Source organism: uncultured Psychroserpens sp., assembly GCF_947500255.1.
Lineage (GTDB): Bacteria > Bacteroidota > Bacteroidia > Flavobacteriales > Flavobacteriaceae > Psychroserpens.
In genome coordinates this window covers 662254-684926 of the sequence record NZ_CANMRL010000001.1, presented here as the reverse complement: position 1 = coordinate 684926, position 22673 = coordinate 662254, and the positions used below count along the sequence as shown (strand labels likewise).

General features: G+C 33.1%; 16 protein-coding genes. 11 read left to right on the top strand and 5 right to left on the bottom strand.

Features of this window, described 5'->3' with window-relative positions; genetic code table 11:
• Positions 1–20: 20 nt before the first annotated feature.
• The 6 genes from Q0783_RS02885 to Q0783_RS02860 all read left to right on the top strand — a co-directional run bounded on the left by Q0783_RS02885 (position 21) and on the right by Q0783_RS02860 (position 10650).
• On the top strand, positions 21–590 hold the full coding sequence (locus Q0783_RS02885; protein ID WP_298754156.1) for a Crp/Fnr family transcriptional regulator: 570 nt from the start codon (positions 21–23) through the stop codon (positions 588–590).
• Between the two features lie 452 nt (positions 591–1042).
• The gene (locus Q0783_RS02880) at positions 1043–5326 is read left to right on the top strand and encodes a LamG-like jellyroll fold domain-containing protein (RefSeq protein ID WP_298893159.1); all 4284 of its coding nucleotides are present in this window, start codon (positions 1043–1045) and stop codon (positions 5324–5326) included.
• A gap of 127 nt (positions 5327–5453) precedes the next feature.
• Positions 5454–6041 (top strand): hypothetical protein, encoded by a 588-nt coding sequence (locus Q0783_RS02875; RefSeq protein ID WP_298893157.1) that lies wholly within the window; start codon positions 5454–5456, stop codon positions 6039–6041.
• A gap of 82 nt (positions 6042–6123) precedes the next feature.
• Positions 6124–9528 (top strand): isoleucine--tRNA ligase, encoded by a 3405-nt coding sequence (ileS, locus tag Q0783_RS02870; RefSeq protein ID WP_298893155.1) that lies wholly within the window; start codon positions 6124–6126, stop codon positions 9526–9528.
• A gap of 5 nt (positions 9529–9533) precedes the next feature.
• A complete protein-coding gene (locus Q0783_RS02865; RefSeq protein WP_230934329.1) occupies positions 9534–9911 on the top strand; it encodes a TraR/DksA C4-type zinc finger protein in 378 nt (125 codons plus the stop codon).
• A gap of 124 nt (positions 9912–10035) precedes the next feature.
• The gene (locus tag Q0783_RS02860) at positions 10036–10650 is read left to right on the top strand and encodes a lipoprotein signal peptidase (RefSeq protein WP_298893153.1); all 615 of its coding nucleotides are present in this window, start codon (positions 10036–10038) and stop codon (positions 10648–10650) included.
• Here the strand turns inward: Q0783_RS02860 and Q0783_RS02855 are convergent.
• The 5 genes from Q0783_RS02855 to rimK all read right to left on the bottom strand — a co-directional run bounded on the left by Q0783_RS02855 (position 10647) and on the right by rimK (position 15040).
• The gene (locus tag Q0783_RS02855; RefSeq protein ID WP_298893151.1) at positions 10647–11057 is read right to left on the bottom strand and encodes a response regulator; all 411 of its coding nucleotides are present in this window, start codon (positions 11055–11057) and stop codon (positions 10647–10649) included. The two genes, Q0783_RS02860 and Q0783_RS02855, sit on opposite strands and share 4 nt — an antisense overlap.
• 5 nt (positions 11058–11062) lie before the next feature.
• Positions 11063–12517 (bottom strand): PAS domain-containing sensor histidine kinase, encoded by a 1455-nt coding sequence (locus Q0783_RS02850; RefSeq protein ID WP_298893150.1) that lies wholly within the window; start codon positions 12515–12517, stop codon positions 11063–11065.
• 113 nt (positions 12518–12630) lie between these two features.
• Complete coding sequence (locus Q0783_RS02845; RefSeq protein WP_298893149.1) at positions 12631–13200, bottom strand: 5-formyltetrahydrofolate cyclo-ligase; 570 nt, start codon at positions 13198–13200, stop codon at positions 12631–12633.
• The gene (locus Q0783_RS02840) at positions 13193–14164 is read right to left on the bottom strand and encodes a succinylglutamate desuccinylase/aspartoacylase family protein (protein WP_230934324.1); all 972 of its coding nucleotides are present in this window, start codon (positions 14162–14164) and stop codon (positions 13193–13195) included. Before Q0783_RS02840 ends, Q0783_RS02845 begins: the two co-directional genes overlap by 8 nt.
• A complete protein-coding gene (gene rimK, locus Q0783_RS02835; RefSeq protein WP_298893147.1) occupies positions 14165–15040 on the bottom strand; it encodes a 30S ribosomal protein S6--L-glutamate ligase in 876 nt (291 codons plus the stop codon).
• A 120-nt stretch (positions 15041–15160) separates the two neighbouring features.
• Here rimK and uvrC point away from each other — a divergent pair, with 120 nt between their 5' ends.
• The 5 genes from uvrC to Q0783_RS02810 all read left to right on the top strand — a co-directional run bounded on the left by uvrC (position 15161) and on the right by Q0783_RS02810 (position 22671).
• The gene (gene uvrC / locus Q0783_RS02830; RefSeq protein ID WP_298893145.1) at positions 15161–16954 is read left to right on the top strand and encodes an excinuclease ABC subunit UvrC; all 1794 of its coding nucleotides are present in this window, start codon (positions 15161–15163) and stop codon (positions 16952–16954) included.
• Between the two features lie 44 nt (positions 16955–16998).
• A complete protein-coding gene (locus Q0783_RS02825; protein ID WP_298893143.1) occupies positions 16999–19188 on the top strand; it encodes a patatin-like phospholipase family protein in 2190 nt (729 codons plus the stop codon).
• 189 nt (positions 19189–19377) lie between these two features.
• Positions 19378–20538: a homogentisate 1,2-dioxygenase gene (locus tag Q0783_RS02820; RefSeq protein WP_298754179.1), complete on the top strand. Its 1161-nt coding sequence runs from the start codon at positions 19378–19380 to the stop codon at positions 20536–20538.
• 10 nt (positions 20539–20548) lie between these two features.
• The gene (hppD, locus tag Q0783_RS02815) at positions 20549–21709 is read left to right on the top strand and encodes a 4-hydroxyphenylpyruvate dioxygenase (RefSeq protein WP_298893141.1); all 1161 of its coding nucleotides are present in this window, start codon (positions 20549–20551) and stop codon (positions 21707–21709) included.
• A gap of 182 nt (positions 21710–21891) precedes the next feature.
• Positions 21892–22671, top strand: coding sequence for a DUF3108 domain-containing protein (locus Q0783_RS02810; protein ID WP_298893139.1), 780 nt, complete (start codon positions 21892–21894; stop codon positions 22669–22671).
• The last annotated feature ends 2 nt before the right edge of the window (positions 22672–22673 follow it).

Genomic DNA, 22673 nt, shown 5'->3' with positions numbered 1-22673 from the left:
CCAACACTAAGTCCTACATTATGAATAATCCAAATTTTGATTTTTTAAAGTCAAAATTTAATGTCTCTGAAGAGCTATTTAAAATTCTTCAAGGCCTTGCTGTAAAAAAAACGCTTAAAGCAGGTGAAAAGACAGCAAAACAAGGAGGAATGAGCAATAAAGTGCTTTTCTTAACTTCAGGCTTAATGAGAGCTGTTCAAACCTTAGAGTCTGGAAAAGAGTTTACAAAAAACATATTCTCTCCCATAAGTTTTGTAGCGCCATTTTCTTCTATTTTACAAAAGAAACCTTCATTATTATGTTATGAAGCATTAACGGATTGTAAAGTTTTTGAAATTAATTTTCATGAGTTTTTAAAACTAAGCCATACCAATATAGAACTCAGTAATCTATATAATAGGGTTTTGGAGTACATTTTTATCATCTACGAAAAAAAGCAATTAGAATCGATGTCCTTAAATGCTACCGAACGTTATAAAATTCTAAAAAAACAGATACCAGATATCGATAATCTAATTGCTCAATACCAAATAGCATCTTACTTAAACATCACTCCAGTGCAATTAAGTAGAATTAGGAAAACATTATAACGAAAATTAACATAGGTTAATTCATTTCTAAAGAATACTAACTACGTTTGCATATCAGTTGATAACTAAAAATAATCCCTAATTAATAGCAAACTGAAAAAAAGCGAGTGTCATACAGACCTTGCTTTTTTTATTTATACACTTTAGACTAATCTGCAAATAATGTTTTGTGTTTTAGATAATTAAAAGTATAAATCTTCACAAAAACGAGTGTTTTTAATCGATATTTTAGGCATTTCATTATTGACAAAATACACTTTATCGATTTTTATTATTTGTTTATCGAATAAGACACGGACTTGCTTTTCGCGTTCTCATACGAAGTACTATTATTGTGTTGTATTTTAAAACTAATCATAAGGTTTTAAGATAATTAAACTTCCCTCAAAGTTAAAATCCATTAGACTAAAATTTAAGTAGTACATAATTAAATAGTCCCAAACTATAATATTATGAGAACAAAACTACTATTATGCCTGCTAGCCATATTTTTTATATGTAATAAAAATATTGCCCAGAACTCAGATGTTCAAATCACTGTAAAATGGGGTGGCAATTCGTTCGAAAATAAAGTTGAGATTTACAACACAGCAAACGATTTGATTGCCACTATTTGTGATGATAACCAATGCTATGTTTCAACTCAAGCAGGTGTTACCGACCAATATGGTGCGAAATATGATTTAGGTTGTGTTACCAATGGTAATAATTACTACATCAAAATGTACGATATTGCCAATGATGGTTGGCAAAGTGGATATGTTACTGTAACAGTAGCTGGAGTTCAAGTTATTAATGACAATGGTACCAGTGCTAGTACAACTGGTTCAACCGTATTTTTTAATGTATCTGGTGGTGACGCAACTTGTAATGCTCAATTAGATACAGATCAAGATGGTTATGCAGATTATTTAGATTATGATGATGATGGAGATGGAATTACTGATGGAGCAGAAAACCTTGGTCAAGATAGGTTCGAATGTACTTTACCAGAATTAAAATTCGAAAATGGAAGCTATGATGCCGCAGCTAGTACTGCTGCTGAAGGCCTAGTAGGTTCGGTATACAGATTTGGAAATGCCATCCAAGGGTATGATGTTCTCATGGAAGTTACTGAAATGACCAATGCAACCATTGCAAACATAGATGTTGATACCGTAGATAATCCTACATACTTGCAAACAGAACTAAATCTTACAGGTGTAGGTACTCCTGGAGTAACATTTAAATTTACTGTTGTCAATTCTGGAACAACAACACCTTCAACGGAAATATTTAGAATTAATGGAATTACATGGGATTGTGATGGTAGTGGTAGTATGAAAGAATCGGTTGTTTACTACAATCCTGCAGCATATGGAACTGAGAATCCTACTTCTTTGGAAGTTTTACCAGTAGGTAGTGATGTGCAAATTAGTGCTTCTGGACTGCAAGAAGGACCAGGTTTTTCAACATTGAAAGTACTAAGAGCGTATTATCAATTTATTGGTAATTCATTTACTATGAGAATGCAAGGAATCAAAACCGGCAGCTCAACTACTAAACGTCAATTTGGTATGTCTTTTACCCAATGTGAATTTTTAGATTTTAATGCTAATTCATTAGTCATTATTACTGGAGAAGATTTTGATAATGATGGAAAATATAACCACTTAGATTTAGATAGTGATAATGATGGTATACCAGATAACGTTGAAGGTCAAACGACTTTAGGATATGTAGCACCAGTTGGAAGTGTTAGTAAGTTTGGTATAGATACAGCATATGGCGAAGGAATTATTACAGTAGATACAGATGATGATAACACGCCAGATGTATTAGATTTAGATACAGATAATGATGGCTTATTAGATATTAAAGAAAACGGAATGGCCGATAATATTTCTTCTTTTTCAGATGCTGATAATGATGGTTTAGATTTGCTATTTGAAGGAAGTAATACCAATGACCCTCTTGATGTTAATGATGATATTAATACGCCAGAATCTTCAGTATTACCAGATACCGATGGTGATTTGTATACTGGAGGAGACTTAGACTATCGTGATTTGTTCAACACTAACCCACCACCTTCTGCTACGCTTGATTTTGATGGTGTAGATGATTATGTTGTTGGAACTTCAGTGTTTTCACCAATAACTCAAACAGATACCGATGGTGTAACACTAATGGCTTGGGTTAAAAGTGATTCTAATGCATCAGATACTAACGAAAAATTTGTCTTTGGAGAAGAAAACGCTATAGAGGTGTATATCACAGATAAAGAGATTCGCGCTACCATTAAGTTTGTTAAATCAACTGGCGCAATTGCAAGCCGAACGATTTATAAATCTACTTTAGAGATAGAACGAAATGTATGGCGTCATATCGCTGTAAAGGTATCTTTTACTGATAATAGAGCGTATTTGTTTTTGGATGGAGAGGAAGCATTTTCAACAAATTTAATTAATGCTGTGGCTTTTACAAGTTCTACGACATCAGATGAAGAAGTCTTTAGAATAGGGAATAGAGAAACACTTTTATCATCAAGCTTTTTTAAAGGAGCGATTGACGAAATAAGAGTTTTTAATACAAATTTGACTGAAGAAGAAATTCAAGAGATTGTATACCAAGAAATCGAAAATGTTGGTGGACAATTAAAAGGAGCGATCATAGAAAATACTATTGATAACGTTGACTGGTCTAATTTAGAATTATATTATCCACTTAGTAATGTACAAACAAATATCATCAAAGACCACTCTCCAAAAGCAAGAGATGCAAAGATGTATAACATTACTACAATTCAAGAACAAACAGCTCCAATGCCTTTTGAAACAAAACAAAATGGAAGGTGGGATCATAAAGATACATGGTTGCATGGTGATGTTTGGTACATTCCAGGAGATGAAATAACACAAGCAGCTTCGTCTGGAGATGATGAACTTATAAGTTGGGGGATTTACCACATTAAAAATGATGTAAATCTTATAACATCATTAGATTCACAAGAAGGAATACTAGCGCTAGGGTTGATTGTTGATAGCAATAATGAATTCTCTGTTGGAGATAATAGTACAGATTTACAACTCAATGTTTCAAAATATTTAAAACTCGATGGAACTATAGATCTTTCAAACGATTCGCAATTAATTCAAGGATCTAATAGTGATTTGGTAACCTCGGCTACAGGTAAAATATTAAGACGTCAAGAAGGAAATTCAAGCGTATATTGGTATAACTATTGGTCGTCTCCTGTTGGTCAATTAGGAGCTACCTCACTAGCAGATAATAATACCAATACTAACAACCCAAACAATTCAGATTACAGGCTAAATATGCTTAAAAAAGGAGATGGTAGTGCTGTGGAGTTTACAAGTGCTTACGATGAAGTTGGAAAAGTCAGTATAAGCTGGTTGTATTCTTATAAAAACGGAATTGAATATTGGGATTGGTCTGCTGTAACACCTACAAGTCCAGTAGAACCTGGAGTGGGTTACACACAAAAAGGAACAGGAACTTCAGATTCTAACCAACAATTTATTTTTGAAGGAAAACCAAATAATGGTACCATTTTAATTGATGTAATTGATACTGGCGGAAATGGATCAGTACCTGCTGTATCTAAAACCGATTATTTATTAGGAAACCCTTATGCATCTGCTTTAGATATTCACCAATTTATTGATGATAATGCTGGTGTTATTGATGGAACATTACAATTATGGCAACAGTGGAGCGGAACATCACATAACTTAGATGAGTATGATGGAGGTTATGCTCAGGTTAATAAAATGGGATCGGTTAGAGCATATCAATTTGTTGGAATTGAAGGCGCTAATAATGGAAGTCAGGATGGAACAAAAACACCAACTAGATATTTGCCAGTTGGACAAGGGTTTATGACTGAAATTGTTGCCGACGGAACTATTGAATTCAATAATGGTCAGAGAGTCTTTAAAAAAGAATCTGATTACGCAGGTAACTATAATAATGGTTCAATTTTCTTCAGAAATGCAAATACTGAAGAGGATAGTTCAATTTCAGATGAAACTACAGAAGAACCAATTATGCAAAAAGTTCGATTAGAGTTTAGTTCAGTAGATGGTCCTGCAACGCGACGTGAATTATTATTAGGGTTTAGCAACTTTACATCAGATGATTACGACTATGGTTATGATGCTAAAAATGTAGATGAAAATGAAGATGATCTTAACTTGATTTTTGAAAATCAATTCATGACCATGCAAGCTTATAGTGCAATATCAGATGATAAAATAGTACCATTGTCGTTAATGGCATCTGGAAGCTACAATTATAAAATTAAAGCGACACAATTTGAAAATTTTGAAGAAGAACAAGCGATATACCTAAAAGATAACCTTACAGGAACATACTTCGATCTTAAGTCTGATTTAGCTTATGAGTTTTCTTCTGATGAAGGCGAATTTAATAACAGATTTGAAATTGTATTCCAATCTGAACAAGAGTCTTTATCTACCAATGATGATGACTATCAGTATAACTTAATTTATTTTAATAACGATTCAGATAAATTATTTGCTAAAGGATTGCAAACAGATGTCGACCAATTGATGTTTCTAAATATTTTAGGACAATCTGTAAGAGCGTATAAAAACCTTACGGCTCAAGAGTTAGATAACGGAATAGAAGTTTCAAATTTAAGTACCGGAACTTATGTGGTATATCTCAAAATGGGATCACGTGTAGAAACTAAAAAGATAATTATAAATTAAAAGAGCCCCTAATCCCGGCAAACCGCTGAAAAAAAAGCAAGTGTCTTAATTGGCCTTGCTTTTTTTATTTATATTAACTTCTTAAATTTAGAACTTTAAACGTTAACAGTGATTCAATTAAAACCGAATGAAAAAGAAATCTAAAATTTCAGAATATCTAATTCAACTTACCTTGGTTGTACTAGGAGTCTTTCTTGGGATTTTAGCTTCAGAATGGAACGCTTCAAAAAATTTGGAAAACAATCAAAAAGAAGTACTAAATAATATAAAGCAAGAGATCACTTCTAATTTAGAGACTGTAAAAAATGCTCAAAATAATAGGACAAAATTTAATAAGTCACTTGACAGTTTGTATCCTTTGCTCACTAAAGATGTTTTAAAAGAAAATTTATTTGACAGGAACTTTGATGAACGATTTCCCAATTGGAGAGGAGTTGGGGATGGGCAATTATCAAATGCAATGTTTGAAATGGCAAAATACAGTAATTTATTATCAAGTATGGATATTGAAGTTGCTGCTCAGTTAACTAAAACTTATGCGGTTCAACAAGGCTTAAATAAAACTAGAGATACTTTTTTAGACAAATTTTTTGATTTCAATTCTCAAACTAAATATAGTGATGCTCTACGTGTAATGTTTGCTATTAGACAAGAACTTGGCAGTTTTGAAAATTCACTTATAAAAGAATATTCAAAAACTCTAGAAATGCTTTAATTCCCCTATCGTTTTTCTTTAATACTGCTTCAATTTTCCCTAAAATTCCTTAATTTCGCGACGCGATTAGAATATTGATATCATGAACGGTAAATTTCCTGAATATAAAGGACTTGACTTACCAAAAGTTGCAGAAGACATCCTCAACTATTGGCAAGAAAATAACATCTTTGAAAAAAGCATTTCTACGAGAGAAGGTCATACGCCTTTTGTCTTTTTTGAAGGGCCTCCATCTGCCAATGGGTTGCCTGGAGTACACCACGTTCTAGCACGTGCGATTAAAGATATTTTTCCACGTTATAAAACCATGAAAGGCTACCAAGTAAAGCGTAAAGCAGGTTGGGATACTCATGGTTTACCTATTGAACTTGGTGTAGAAAAAGAACTCGGTATTACCAAAGAAGATATTGGAAAAACAATTTCTGTCGAAGATTATAACGCTGCCTGCCGTAAAGCCGTCATGCGTTATACCGATGTCTGGAATGACCTCACACAAAAAATGGGCTATTGGGTAAATATGGATGATCCATATATAACTTACGATCCTAAATACATGGAAAGTGTTTGGTGGTTGCTCAAACAAATTTATGACAAAAGCTTATTATACAAAGGCTATACAATTCAGCCGTATTCGCCTAAAGCTGGAACAGGGTTAAGTTCTCATGAATTAAATCAACCAGGAACGTATCAAGATGTGACCGATACCACTGTGGTTGCACAATTTAAGGCTAATGAATCCTCTTTGCCAGACTTTTTGCAAAATGAAGGTGATATCTTTTTCTTAGCATGGACAACGACACCTTGGACATTACCAAGTAATACAGCGTTAACTGTTGGACCTAAAATTGATTATGTTTTAGTGGAAACTTACAATCAATATACGTTTCAGCCAATGAACGTAATCTTAGCTAAGAAATTAGTAAACTATCAGTTCTCTGGAAAGTATAATTTAGTTGAAGAAAAATCAGACTTGTTAGCTTACAATTCAGGAGATAAAAAGATACCGTATTATGTGGTTAAGGAGTTTAAAGGTTCAGATTTAGTTGGAATAACTTATGAACAATTATTACCATACGCTTTACCAAACGATAATCCGGAAAATGCCTTTAGAGTGATTTCTGGAGATTTCGTTACAACCGAAGATGGTACTGGAATTGTACATACAGCACCAACGTTTGGAGCAGATGATGCCATGGTTGCTAAACAAGCAACACCAGAAGTGCCACCTTTATTAGTGAAAGATGATAATGGCAATTTAGTGCCATTAGTCGATCTACAAGGTCGTTTTAGACCAGAATTAAACGAGTTTGCTGGTAAATATGTGAAGAATGAATATTACGCAGAAGGTGAAGCACCAGAACGTTCAGTTGATGTTGAACTTGCCATTAAATTAAAAGAAGAAAATAAAGCCTTTAAGGTTGAAAAATATAAACATAGTTATCCAAATTGCTGGCGTACAGACAAACCTATCTTGTACTATCCGTTAGACTCTTGGTTTATTAAAGTAACTGATGTCAAAGATAGAATGCATGCGCTTAATACAACGATTAATTGGAAACCTGAGTCTACTGGTACTGGACGATTTGGGAACTGGTTAGCTAATGCAAACGATTGGAATTTATCGCGATCACGTTATTGGGGAATTCCATTACCAATCTGGAGAACCGAAGATGGTAAAGAAGAAATTTGTATTGGTTCCGTTGAAGAGTTAAAAACTGAAATGACTAAAGCTGTTAAAGCAGGTGTCTTGGCTAAAGATATCTTCGAAGGTTTTGAAGTAGGAAATTTTTCAGATGAGAATTATGCGAAAATAGACTTACATAAAAATATAGTTGATGACATTGTATTAGTATCTGAAAGCGGTCAACCTATGAAACGTGAAAGTGATCTAATTGATGTTTGGTTCGACTCTGGTTCTATGCCTTATGCACAGTGGCACTATCCGTTTGAAAATAAAGAATTGATCGATGATAAAAAATCATTTCCTGCCGATTTTATTGCTGAAGGTGTCGACCAAACACGTGGTTGGTTTTATACCTTGCATGCTATTGGTACAATGGTATTTGATTCTGTAGCTTACAAAAATGTAGTGTCTAACGGATTGGTTTTAGACAAGAACGGACAAAAAATGTCTAAGCGTTTAGGTAATGCTACAGATCCATTTGAAACCCTAGGAACATATGGAGCAGATGCCACTCGTTGGTATATGATCATGAATGCCAATCCTTGGGATAATCTAAAGTTTGATCTGGATGGAATTGAAGAAGTGAAACGTAAGTTCTTTGGAACATTATACAACACTTATTCCTTCTTTACCTTGTATACAAACCTAGATAATTTTACGTATTCTGAAGTTGATATTCCTTTAGCAGATCGACCAGAAATTGACCGTTGGATTTTATCCGAGTTGCATACATTGATTCAAAAAGTAGATGATTACTATGCAGAATATGAACCAACAAAAGCAGCAAGAGCGATTTCAGATTTTACACAAGATTATTTAAGTAACTGGTATGTGCGTTTAAGTAGAAGACGTTTCTGGAAAGGAGATTATCAATCTGATAAAATTTCAGCATATCAAACACTATATACTTGTATGGAGACTATTGCTAAGTTAGGAGCGCCAATTGCACCTTTCTTTATGGATAGATTGTACATGGATTTAAATGCCGTGACTAACAAAGAAGATTTTGAAAGTGTACACTTAGCAGATTTTCCTCAATATGATGCATCTTATGTTGATAAACGTTTAGAACGTAAAATGGAAAGTGCTCAAACAATTTCTTCACTGGTATTATCGTTAAGAGCTAAAGAAAAGATTAAAGTGCGTCAGCCTTTACAGAAAATCATGATTCCTATTGATAATCAAACCCAAAAGGAAGAAATATTAGCGGTTTCAGATTTAATCAAGTCCGAAGTAAATGTCAAAGATGTTGAGGTTCTGGAAGATGCTTCAGATATATTGGTGAAACAAATAAAACCAAACTTTAAAGTTTTAGGGCCACGTTTTGGACAAGACATGAAAGCTGTGGCTCAGGCAGTTAACAACTTTACGGCTGAAGACATTAAAAAAATCGAGCAAAATGGTGTTTTAAACGTTGAAGTTAATGGAAAAAACATTACTTTAGAACAATCTGATGTTGAGATCACTTCTAAAGATATTGAGGGTTGGCTTGTCGCAAGCGCTGGAGCATTAACTGTTGCTTTAGATGTTACTTTAACTGAAGATTTAAAGAAAGAAGGTATTGCAAGAGAGTTGGTAAACAGAATTCAAAATTTACGTAAGGATTCTGGATTTGAGCTCACCGATAGGATTGCAGTACAGTTTAAAAAAGATGATCAAATTATTAACGCGATAAACACAAATTTAGAGTACATTAAAACAGAAACATTAACCGATGAGTTAGAGATTTTAGAGGACTTAAATAATGGTATAGAAATTGCTTTTGATGATGTAAATACCAAATTGTTTATTAAAAAAATGTAGAAATTATGCCTGACAAAATAAGATATTCAGATAGCGACTTAAGTGAATTTAAAGCACTTATTCAAGAAAAAATAGAAAAAGCACAACATGATCTAGAGTTGATCAAAAGCGCTTATATGAATGACCATAATAATGGTACAGACGATACGTCGCCAACGTTTAAAGCGTTTGATGAAGGTAGCGCAGTTATGAGCAAAGAGTCAAATTCTCAATTAGCAATTCGACAAGAAAAGTTTATTCGTGATCTCAAAAATGCTCTAATTCGTATTGAGAATAAAACATATGGTATTTGTCGTGTTACAGGAAAGCTAATTAATAAAAAGCGCCTAGAATTAGTGCCTCATGCTACACTTAGTATTGAAGCAAAGAACATGCAGAAATAATTTTACATCACTATAAAAAAACGTCTCATAAATTTATGAGACGTTTTTTTATATACTACAATTAGATGTATTAATTAGCGTTTACAATATTAACCCTATTTTTGTTGATGCCTAAACCCAAAAAATGTCTTTAAAAAAAGCTACTATTCTTATCATTCTCATTTTGCTTATCGATCAAATAAGCAAGTTTTATATTAAAACCCATTTTACTCTAAAGGAAAAAGTAGAGGTCTTAAGTTGGTTTCAAATTGCCTTTGTAGAAAATGATGGTATGGCTTGGGGAACAAAACTTAGTGATTTTATTCCTTCCATTTCTGATAGGACAGCAAAGGTGTGTTTGACATCATTTAGAATTATAGCTGTTTTTGGCATTGGTTATTGGCTACATACATCTATAAAAAGTAAAAGTCCTAAGATTTTAATTTTTGCTATTTCACTTATTCTAGCTGGTGCCTTAGGTAATATTATAGATTCTGTGTTTTATGGGATTATATTTGATTCCAGTGATGGTCAAGTAGCTACATTTTTACCAGATCAAGGCTATGACTCGCTATTTCATGGTAGTGTGGTAGATATGTTGCATTTTCCTATTTGGGAAGGAAAATTGCCAAATTGGTTGCCTTTTGTTGGTGGAAACTCAGCCAGTTTTTTTGACCCCGTTTTTAATATAGCAGATATGGCTATAAGTACAGGTATAGGAATTTTAATATTCTTTAATAAACGCGCTTTTAGATCTTAAGCAGTTTTTGTAAATACAGCTTCTAGCTGATCTATTTCTACGGGCTTTACTAAATAGTTTTTTACACTTGATAGTGATTTTGCCTTAGCTATATCACTTTGGTTAATGGAAGAACTTACTACATAAAGTGTAATTGTTTTTTTAATCTTATTCCTTATCGCTGTGAATCGTTCAATAAATTCCCAACCATCCATAACAGGCATATTCAAATCAAGTAGTATAACCTCTGGAATGAATTCATCCTCTAGGTTTTGAAGAATGGTTTCAAAATATTCTATGCCATCTTTACCATCATTAAATACAAGAAGGTTGTCACATAGTTTTTTAGTCTCTATAATTTTCCTTATCAAATTCACATAGATACTATCATCGTCAATAATGCAGGCGAGTTTAATTTTATCGTTCATATCTATTAAAATTTAATGGTAAATGTAGTGCCTTCATTCAATATACTATCGACGTCTATTTCTCCGTTTAAAGATTCTATTTGATTTTTAGTAATAAATAAACCAATACCTACGGCGTCTTTATTATAATGAAACGTTTTATACATTCCAAAAACCTTGTCGCCAAATTTTTCCATATCTATTCCTGCGCCATTGTCTTTAATTTCTAAAACTACACGGTCATTATCTTTAAAGTCAACGAATGTTTTTACCGAAATGATAGGATCTCTATCAACATGCTTATATTTGATGGCGTTGGTTAATAAGTTTAATAAAATACTATCCATGTAAGCTGGAATGTAGTCTACGTCTTTAACCTCACTAAAATCAGGAAGTATGGTAACGTTGTTTGTCGATATGATTTGACTTATTGAAGTACAGACTTGATTTAAGGTTGCAGCAAAATTTACCTTTTCTCTATGTTGGTCTGCATTTGTTTGAATAGTTACAACTTCGTTTAAATGTTCAATTGTAGTATTTAAACTGTCAGACACATCTTTAATGTTGTCCATTAATTCTAACTTTTCTTCAATACTGTCCATATCATCGATGAGTTGAACAATTAACGATAGATTACTAGAGTGAGATCTTAAATTATGAGACACTATATGTGCAAAATTGAATAATCGAGAATTTTGGGAAGCTATGATTTCCGATGTTTTTTCAAGATTGATCTCTTTTTGCTTTACATCATCAATATCTTGAAAAACACCTCTTAAACCAATAATCTCTTTACTATCATTAAATACAGGCTTTCCCATAGCTCTTGCCCAGAATTTTCTATTATGTGCCGTAACCATTAAAATTTCAACATCAAATGGTTTTCCAGACATTCCACATTCCATAAATACAGTCTTAGCCAATGCTTGATGTTCTTTAGCGTATAATTTCAATCCCATTTTTAATGATGGAATAAAATCTTCAGGATACTCTAATATTTTACGGGTGATATGATCCCAATAACTTTTTTTCTTTTCAAAATCTATATACCAACTTCCAGTAGAAGTCATCATAGCAGTCTCATGATAATAAAACGTACCACCTCTTACTTTTTCGTGAGTATTGAGTTTAGATTTGAAAAAGAAAATGGTTTTTGAGTTTTCTTTTGAATCAATATTGATGTCATCATTTGTTTTACATACATACTCTAGATATTTTCCTTCTTTACTTAGCAGCAAGACATTTTGCTTAAAGTCGACATCATGTCTAACTAGGTTGTAAAAATTATCTTTAAAATGAGCACGATAATCCTCATGAATAATATTGTTTAAGAAAAAGTCGAGTTTGATGGTAACATCATTTGGTTGGTAACCGAGATTATTGATAAACGCTTTTGACCAATAACTTGTATTGTCATTCAACTCCCAATAGCAATATTCACTATTAGGAATCAGCTTTTCTTTTAGGGCAGATTCCGTCATTAATTAGTAGGTTAAGAATCAGATTTAGGGATTAAATTCTTATGTTAAAGAATGCAATATATAAAAAAAATGCATTTAATCTAATTTTTATGCATTTAATCGATAAAAATTACTTAGAGAAATGTATAAATTTTGTCAGGGACTACACAATAATCTAACTTGACATCAGTTTTGAATGCGTCAGAAATTTCTTTCTTTGAGCTTTGAAAAAAAGAAAGTCCAATCTTTATTGTTTCAGGTTTGCATGTTGCTAGAAACGCATCATAAAATCCTTTTCCGTAGCCTACACGATGTCCAGTATTATCAAAAGCGAGTAATGGAATAAATACCACATCAATTAAAGAAGTATTAATAGGGATTCCATCTACTGGTTCTGGAATGTTCCATTTGTTTTTTTTGATTTTAGTGGCATCGGTCAATAAATAGTGTGACATTTCAAGCGTAGAAAAGTTGCTTTTAGAAATGATAATGTTTTTGTCTTTACCTGAGAGAATATTGAGTATGTATTCAGTATTAACTTCATTATGCTCAGTAATAGATAGAAACAGGTGATAGAATTCACGATCCCAAATTGGTAAAGTGAGCAATTGATTAGCAATTTGTAAACTCAATGTTTCAATTTGTTCTTCGGAAAGATGTTTTCGAAGTTGTTTATAGGCTTTTCGTAATTCGGCTTTAGTCATTTTTTAAAGCTGTTGAAATATGAAAGATCGCATCACCTTGATAAATAATTGGAGATTCGTTGATATTAAAGATATATCCGTCATTTGGTGCTTTGACAAAGTGGTTAAAACTACCATAAGGATCAGTGATATGACCAATAACATCGCCTTTTAAAACATGAGTATTTATCTTAACAGTGGGTTTGAACATTCCAGAGTAATTGGCACGAATCCATTTACTATTTGAAATAAATACACATGATTTTTTTGGTTGCGAGACTTTAAACTTGCTATTAAGCATTTCTAAATGATCTAATACGCGTTTCGCACCATTTACACCTGTATTTGTAATTGTATTGTCAATATTAAACGACTTTCCACCTTCAAAAAGAAGTATAGGGACGCCTAATTTATAACAGGTATTTCTAAACGACTTATTAAGGTTCTTAGAGTACAAAACAAAAGGAGCTCCAAAGACTTTTGCCAACTTTTTGAGGTTTTTTTCACCTTTGATAATCCTAATCTGTGCTGCATTAAAACGATCTGCTCCGCCTGTATGGAAATCAATTACCAAATCGGCATGAGGTAAAATTTCGGTTACTAATTTAAAAGCAACGCGACTGGCTAGCGAACCACCTTTAATCCCTGGAAATACACGATTTAGATCTCGACCATCAGGAAATTCACGATCCATCTGGATGAAACCAAAAACATTAATAACAGGAACACAGATAATTGTCCCTCTTTTTGGTTTATTGATGCCTTTAGCAATAATCTGTCTAACAATTTCTACACCATTTACTTCATCTCCATGTATACCAGCAGTAATTAAAACTGTTGGGCCTGGTTTTTTTGAACGTTCAATAATAACAGGAACATCAATAGTATTCTGTGTGTGAAGTTTAGCAACATTAAAACTTACTGTTTTGCTTTTTCCCAAAGGGACATCCTCACCTAAAATTTCTAATATATCTTTTTCGCTCATCTATCTTCTGTTGCGTTCAATAAAAGTTATAATCGCTCTAGCAATATTTTTTTCTGTAGCAGTTTCTATACCTTCCAATCCTGGTGTTGAGTTCACTTCTAAAAGTAATGGGCCTCTTTCAGATTGTAACATATCAACACCGCAAACAGGTAATTTCAATGCTTTTGAAGCATTCATTGCAACACGCAATTCATCTGTATTCAATTTAATAATATTAGCACTTCCACCACGATGCAGATTAGATCTAAATTCACCTTCCTTTCCTTGGCGTTTCATAGCACCTACTACTTGTCCGTCAACAACCAATGCTCTAATATCGGCACCTTTAGCTTCTTTAATATATTCTTGAACAATGACTCTGGCCTGAAGTCCGTTAAAGGCTTCAAGCACAGATTCTGCTGCATTTTTTGTTTCAGCTAAAACAACACCCAAACCTTGAGTGCCCTCTAAAAGTTTTATAATCACTGGAGTCCCGCCTACATGTTCGATAACTTCCTCAACATCTCGAGAATAATTTGTGAACACGGTTTTTGGCATTCCAATACCCGCTTTACTTAAGCGCTGAAAGCTTCTTAATTTGTCACGAGATCGTAAAATGGCATCTGAAGTTACAATAGTAAATACACCCATCATTTCAAATTGTCTTACTACAGCACAACCATAAAAAGTAACCGAAGCTCCTATTCTTGGAACAATAGCATCTACATAGTCTAAGTAGCGATCTTTATAGTAAATGGTAGGTTTTTCTTTTTCAATAATAATATCACATTTAAGAGGATCAATAACTTCCATATCATGACCCCTTGCTTCTCCTTCTTTTACCAGTCGTTGGGTCGAATATAAATGTGGGTTTCTAGATAAAATGACAATATTCATGTAAGGTGCTTAAGGTGTTTGGCAACTCTTAAAACCAAACCCATTTAACGATGTTGCAATATACTAAAATACGTTAGCATTTAATTTTTACAATATTAGCTTTTCATTTACCTTTGAGTAATGCAAAAACCTACGTTAGATATTCAATTAAAGACCTTACCTCATCAGCCAGGCGTATATCAATATTTTGATGCAGATGATAATTTAATTTATGTAGGAAAAGCTAAAGATATAAAGAAACGTGTGAGTTCATATTTTACGAAAACACATGATAATGGAAAGACGAGAGTATTAGTAAAAAAAATAGCTAGTGTTAAACATATCGTTGTTGATACCGAAACCGATGCACTTTTACTAGAAAACAATCTTATAAAAAAATACAAACCACGTTATAATGTATTGCTTAAAGATGATAAATCCTATCCTTGGATTTGTATAAAAAAAGAACGTTTCCCTAGAGTGTTTTCAACACGACGTGTGTTTAAAGATGGTTCTGAATATTTTGGACCCTATACTAGTATGAAGACGGTTCACACCTTACTCGACTTAATTAGAGGTTTATATCAATTACGAACGTGTAATTTTAATTTATCTAAAGAAAAAATTGAAGCGGGAAAGTATAAAGTCTGTCTTGAGTATCATTTAGGGAATTGTAAAGGTCCATGTGAAAATTTGCAAACAGAAGAAGGTTACAATAGAAACATAGTTGCAATACGGGAAATAATAAAAGGAAATTTTAAAGACTCGTTATCTCAGTTTAAGACACAAATGAAGCAATTGGCTCAAGATATGCAGTTTGAGGAAGCACAACGAATAAAGGAAAAAATAGAAGTTTTAGAAAACTATCAAGCAAAATCTACTATTGTGAATCCTAAAATTAGCAATGTCGATGTGTTTAGTATTATGAGTGATGAAAGCTATGCGTATATTAATTTTTTACAATTGTCCTACGGAAGTATTATTAGATCACATACCTTAGAAATAAAAAAGAAATTAGACGAAACAGATAAAGAATTATTAGAACTATCAATTACAGAGATACGACAGCGTTTTAATTCTAAATCTAAGGAAATTTACGTGCCTTTTAAAGTTGATTTGGGAGGTGAGATAAAAGTTACTGTTCCTAAGTTGGGAGATAAAAAGCATATTTTAGATTTATCGCTTAGAAATGCAAAGTACTATCGTATGGAGCGTTTCAAACAAGTTAAAATTATAGATCCAGATCGTCATGCTAATCGCATTATGGCACAAATGAAATCTGATTTACGCCTGTCGGAAGAACCGCGTCACATCGAATGTTTTGATAATTCGAACATACAAGGAACACATCCAGTAGCCGCTTGTGTTGTGTTCAAGGATGGTAAACCAAGTAAAAAAGACTATAGACATTTTAATATTAAAACGGTCGATGGTCCTGACGATTTTGCATCAATGGAAGAGGTTGTATATCGTCGTTACAAACGTTTATTAGAAGAAGAACAATCATTACCACAACTTATTATTATTGACGGCGGAAAAGGACAATTATCATCGGCTCTTAAAAGCTTAGATGCTTTAAATTTGAGGCAGAAAATTGCTATTATCGGAATTGCAAAACGTTTAGAAGAATTATTTTACCCAGATGATCCAATTCCGTTATATTTAGACAAGAAAAGCGAAACGCTTAAAATTATTCAACAATTAAGAAATGAAGCGCATCGTTTTGGTATTGAGCATCATCGAAATAGACGAAGTAAAAGTGCGCTTTCAACAGAGTTGGAAACCATTCCAGGTATAGGAGAGCAAACGGTCGTGGCATTGATGAAACAATTTAAATCGGTCAAGCGAATTTCCGAAGCCAAAAAAGAAGATTTAGAAAAAGTAGTTGGCTTATCTAGAGCTCAAAAAATAATAGATTATTACAGTAAGAAGTGAAGCGCATAGTTGTTATCATATTTATATTGTGTTTGACGTTTTCTATGAAAGCACAAGTCAATTACAAAACAGACAAACCAAAAATAGGTTTGGTCTTAAGTGGAGGTGGTGCAAAAGGATTTGCGCATATTGGTGTGCTAAAGGTTATTGATAGTCTAGGGATTAAGGTAGATTATGTTGCAGGAACAAGTATGGGAGCAATTGTTGGGTCGCTTTATTCAGCTGGATATTCTGGTAAACAATTAGATTCTATTTTTAGAGACTTAGATTTTGAGAAAGTCATCAATGATAATCTTCCGCGTTCGGCAAAGACCTTCTATGAGCGCGATAATACTGAAAAGTATGCTGTAGCATTGCCATTTAACAATTTTAAACTCAAACTGCCTTCAGCGCTATCCAGAGGTCAAAATGTATTTAATTTGTTGTCAAAACTCACACTTCATGTTAGTGAGGTTGATGATTTTGATAATTTACCAATTCCGTTTTTTTGCATTGCTACTAATATAGAAACTGGAGAGCAAGTGATGCTAGATTCTGGGAGCTTGCCCTTATGTATTACAGCTAGTGGCGCTTTTCCGTCATTATTCCAACCCGTTAACATTAATGGTCAATTACTTATCGATGGAGGCGTTGCGAATAACTATCCTATTGACGAGCTTAGAGCCAAAGGTATGGATATCATTATTGGCGTTGATGTGCAAGATGGTTTAGCTACTCGCGAAGAAATGACATCGGCTCCTGATGTATTATTGCAGATTAATAATTTTAGAACAATAAATGATATGAAATTGAAGTCTAAAAAGACAGATGTTTATATTAAACCAGATATCAAAGATTTTACCGTCGTATCATTTAGTGAAGGGGAAAAAATTATAGAAAATGGAAAACTTGCAGCTTTAACACAATTAGATCAGTTATCTCAACTACCAAAAAAGTCTGATGAAGATACTACACGAGGTCTAAAGATTGTTCTTAAAGATAGTATTGCCATCAATGATATTTATTTAAAAGGGAATAAAAAATACACACGCTCTTATATCTTAGGGAAGCTAAAACTTAAAGCCAATGAGAAAGTGAGTTATTCAAATTTTGATAGAGGTGTAAATAACCTTGTGGCGACCAATAATTTTGATGCATTCCAGTATGATTTTAAAAAATCTAGAAGTAAAGAAGGGTATGATTTACACGCTACACTTGAAGAAAGTAAGGTCACTACGTTTTTAAAGTTAGGTATTCATTATGATGATTTATACAAAAGTGCGGCATTAGCTAATCTTACCAAGAAACAATTACTTTTTGATAATGATATTGCCTCTTTAGATATCATTCTAGGAGATAATGTGCGATATAATTTTGAGTATCTTATCGATAAGGGGTTTTATTGGAGTATTGGTTTGCGATCACGATACAATCAATTTGAAAAAAATATCAATGCCGAATTATTATTAGACAATGCTCAAATTACCGCTACCGGAATAAATAAACTTGATGTTGAATTGCGTGATCAAACCAATCAATTTTATTTACAAACTTTATTTAGAAAGGACTTTGCATTGAGCATTGGTGCTGAGCACAAACGCCTTAATATTAAGTCTGAAACAATAACAATTGATACCGAAACCGACGAATTTGAATTTGAGAACACCGACTATTTCAGCATCTTTGGAGCACTCATATTAGATACTTATGACAATAGGTACTACCCGTCCAGTGGTGTTTATTTTAATGGCGATTTTCATACCTATCTTTTTGCTTCAGACTTTAATAAAGGTTTTGACGAGTTTTCAATTGTCAAGGCAGATATAGGTTATGCCTTTAGTATTTCAGATAAGTTAAGTATCAATCTTCAAACCAGTGGAGGATTTAAATTTGGAGACAATTCAACACAAACTTTAGATTTTGCTCTAGGTGGTTATGGCAATAACTTGATCAATAATTTTATTCCATTCTTAGGCTATGACTTTATTTCGTTAACAGGTAATAGCTATGTTAAAGCTTATGCATGCGCAGATTATGAAATAGTTAATAAGCATCATATCACTTTAGAAGCTAATTGGGCTAATGTGGATAATGACATTTTTGAATCAGGCGAATGGTTTACTCTACCAGATTATAGGGGTTATGGTATTGGTTATGGTATTGAAACATTTTTAGGACCTGTTCAAGCAAAATTTAGTTATTCACCAGAACAACGAAAAAGTGTTTGGTACTTTAATATTGGCTTTTGGTTTTAGAATATTGAGAAATTTCACGATATTTGAAACATGTCAAATCTATTCTTCAAAGATTTATTAAGTTATCTTCATTTTCTTATCAAGAGAAACCCTGAATAAGCACACATATTTGTATCTTTATGTCAAGTCAAAATGTTTTGAGTTGAGCAAATTCAAACTTTTAATTTCAATTATTTAATATAAATATGTATGCCTTTTTATCATAAATTAGGAAAAATCCCATCTAAGCGCCATGTTCAATTTAGAAAAGAAGATGGAAGCTTATATGCTGAACAATTATTTGGCACCATTGGGTTTGACGGAATGTCAACCAATAGTTATCACGAACAACGACCAACACAGGTAAAAGCAATAAAAAAACAGTATAGTGTTGCTCCAAAAATTGCAAAAGCAAATCATATACAATCCTATCGTTTTAGAGGATTTCAAGTCCAACCTGAAAATGATTATCTAGAGAGCAGAAAAGCAGTATTAACCAATAGTGATTGTACTATAATTTTAGCTGCTCCAAAACAATCAACAACTGATTATTTCTATAAAAACTCTGATGCAGATGAGCTTATTTTTGTTCATAAAGGAACAGGAAAGTTGAGAACACATCTTGGGAATCTCGATTTTAAATATGGTGATTATCTTGTGGTTCCTAGAGGAATTATTTACAAGATGGATTTTGATACCGAAGACAATAGGTTATTTATTGTAGAGTCACGCCGACCAATTTATACGCCAAAACGCTATAGAAATTGGTTTGGACAATTACTAGAACATTCTCCGTTTTGCGAACGTGATTTACGACAGCCGCAAGAACTCGAAACTTATAATGAAACAGGAGAGTTTCTTATGAAGGTTAAAAAACAAGACGATATATTTGAAATGGTTTACGCATCGCATCCATTTGATGTGGTGGGTTATGATGGTTATAACTATCCTTATGCCTTTTCAATTCATGACTTTGAGCCTATCACTGGTCGTATTCATCAACCACCTCCAGTGCATCAAACTTTTGAAACAGATGCCTTTGTAGTATGTAGTTTTGTGCCGCGTTTGTACGATTATCATCCAGAGAGTATTCCAGCACCATATAATCACAGTAATATAGATAGTGATGAGGTGTTGTATTATGTTGACGGTGATTTTATGAGTAGAAATGATATTGATGCAGGTCATATTAGTTTGCATCCTGCTGGTATTCCTCATGGACCACATCCTGGAGCTACAGAACGCAGTATAGGAAAAATAAAAACAGATGAGCTCGCTGTTATGGTAGATACATTTAAACCACTACAAGTAACAGAAGAAGCTTTAAAAATAGCAGACGAAGATTATTTTAAATCTTGGTTAGAACATTAAAATAAATATTATGGCAAAAGAAGTAAAAAGTGTCAATTACGGATTAGAAAAGATCTTTGAAGACGCACAAGATTTTTTACCACTACTAGGAACTGATTATGTTGAGTTTTATGTTGGAAATGCAAAACAATCTGCTCATTTCTACAAAACGGCATTTGGATTTCAATCCCATGCTTATAAAGGCTTAGAAACAGGCTCAAAAGATTCTGTGAGTTATGTACTTAAACAAGATAAGATACGATTGGTATTAACAACACCTCTAAATAGTAAATCTCCAATTAATGATCATATTGTTAAGCATGGCGATGGTGTAAAAGTAGTAGCACTCTGGGTCGATGATGCTAGAAAGTCTTATGAAGAAACTACCAAAAGAGGAGCGAAGTCTTACATGGAACCTGTAGTAGAAACCGACGAGTTTGGAGAAGTTGTTAGAGCAGGAATATATACCTATGGTGAAACCGTACATATGTTCGTTGAACGTAAAAACTACAATGGTATATTTATGCCAGGGTTCCAAAAATGGGAATCAGATTATAATCCAGAACCTGTTGGACTAAAATACATAGATCATATGGTAGGTAATGTTGGTTGGGGACAAATGAATACTTGGGTAAAATGGTATGAAGATGTTATGGGATTTGTGAATTTCCTATCCTTTGATGATAAACAAATCCATACCGAATATTCTGCGTTGATGAGTAAAGTGATGAGTAATGGTAATGGACGAATCAAATTCCCAATTAATGAACCAGCTAAAGCGGCAAAGAAATCTCAAATAGAAGAATATTTAGATTTTTATGAAGATTCTGGAGTTCAGCACATAGCTGTCGCAACAGATGATATTATAAAAACAGTAGCCCAACTTAAAGCTAGAGGTGTTGAGTTTTTACCACCTCCACCACAATCATATTACGATATGATTCCCGAACGATTGGGAGTGCATATGGACATGATGAAAGAAGATATAAAAGAACTTCAAAAACTCTCTATTCTTGTAGATGCTGATGAAGAAGGTTATTTACTTCAAATTTTCACTAAGCCTGTAGAAGATAGACCAACATTGTTTTTCGAAATCATTCAACGTATGGGAGCACAAGGTTTTGGCGCAGGTAATTTTAAAGCTTTGTTTGAATCCATTGAGAGAGAACAAGCAAAAAGAGGAACGTTATAAACAACAATTATATAAACGCTGTCCATTTGGGATGGCGTTTATATTTTAAATTCTAACAGAAGTATAACACCTTTGTTTATAATGGTTTCAATAAAATTTTTATTTTTGGAATAGTAATTGTAATTCTTCATTACGAACAATAAAATGTGATACTGAAAGTTACATTTACAATACTATATATGATGAGAAACTTACTACTTATAATTGGCGTTCTATTTTGTTTGCAAACTTCTACTGCCCAAAAGAAAAGTGCATTCAAAGATGGTGAATGGTTCAAATTTAGAATGAGCTACAGTGGATTCCTAAAAGCAGGAAACGCAACATTGTCACTTAAAGAAACAAAGTTAAATGGAAAGCCTGTATACCATGTTGTTGGGAAAGGCTGGACAACTGGTGCTATTAAGTGGTTTTTCAAAGTAAAAGACAGGTACGAAAGTTATTTTGACAAGGAAACCGGAGTTCCATACAAGTTTATTAGAAAAATTGATGAAGGAGGTCACACCAAAGACATAGAGATCAAATTCAATCAAAATAAAAAAGAAGCCCAAGTCGAAAATAAAAAGCATAAAACGAAAAAGACTATAGCTACAGAACAAGATGTTCAAGATATGGTATCTGCATTTTACTATTTAAGAAATAATTATGACACTAAAAACATTAAAATAGGCGAGGTAGTAACACTCAATATGTTTTTTGATGAAGAAAATTATAATTTCAAGCTTAAATTTTTAGGAAGAGAAACTATTAAAACAAAATTTGGAAAAATTAAAACATTAAAGTTTAGACCATATGTTATGGCTGGACGTGTATTTAAAGAACAGGAAAGTTTAACACTTTGGGTAAGTGCAGATGAAAATAAAATCCCTTTAAAGATTAAAGCAGATCTAGCCGTAGGTTCATTAAGAGCAGACCTTGAAGATTATAAAGGATTAAAACATTACTTTCCTATTCAATTTGACTAACT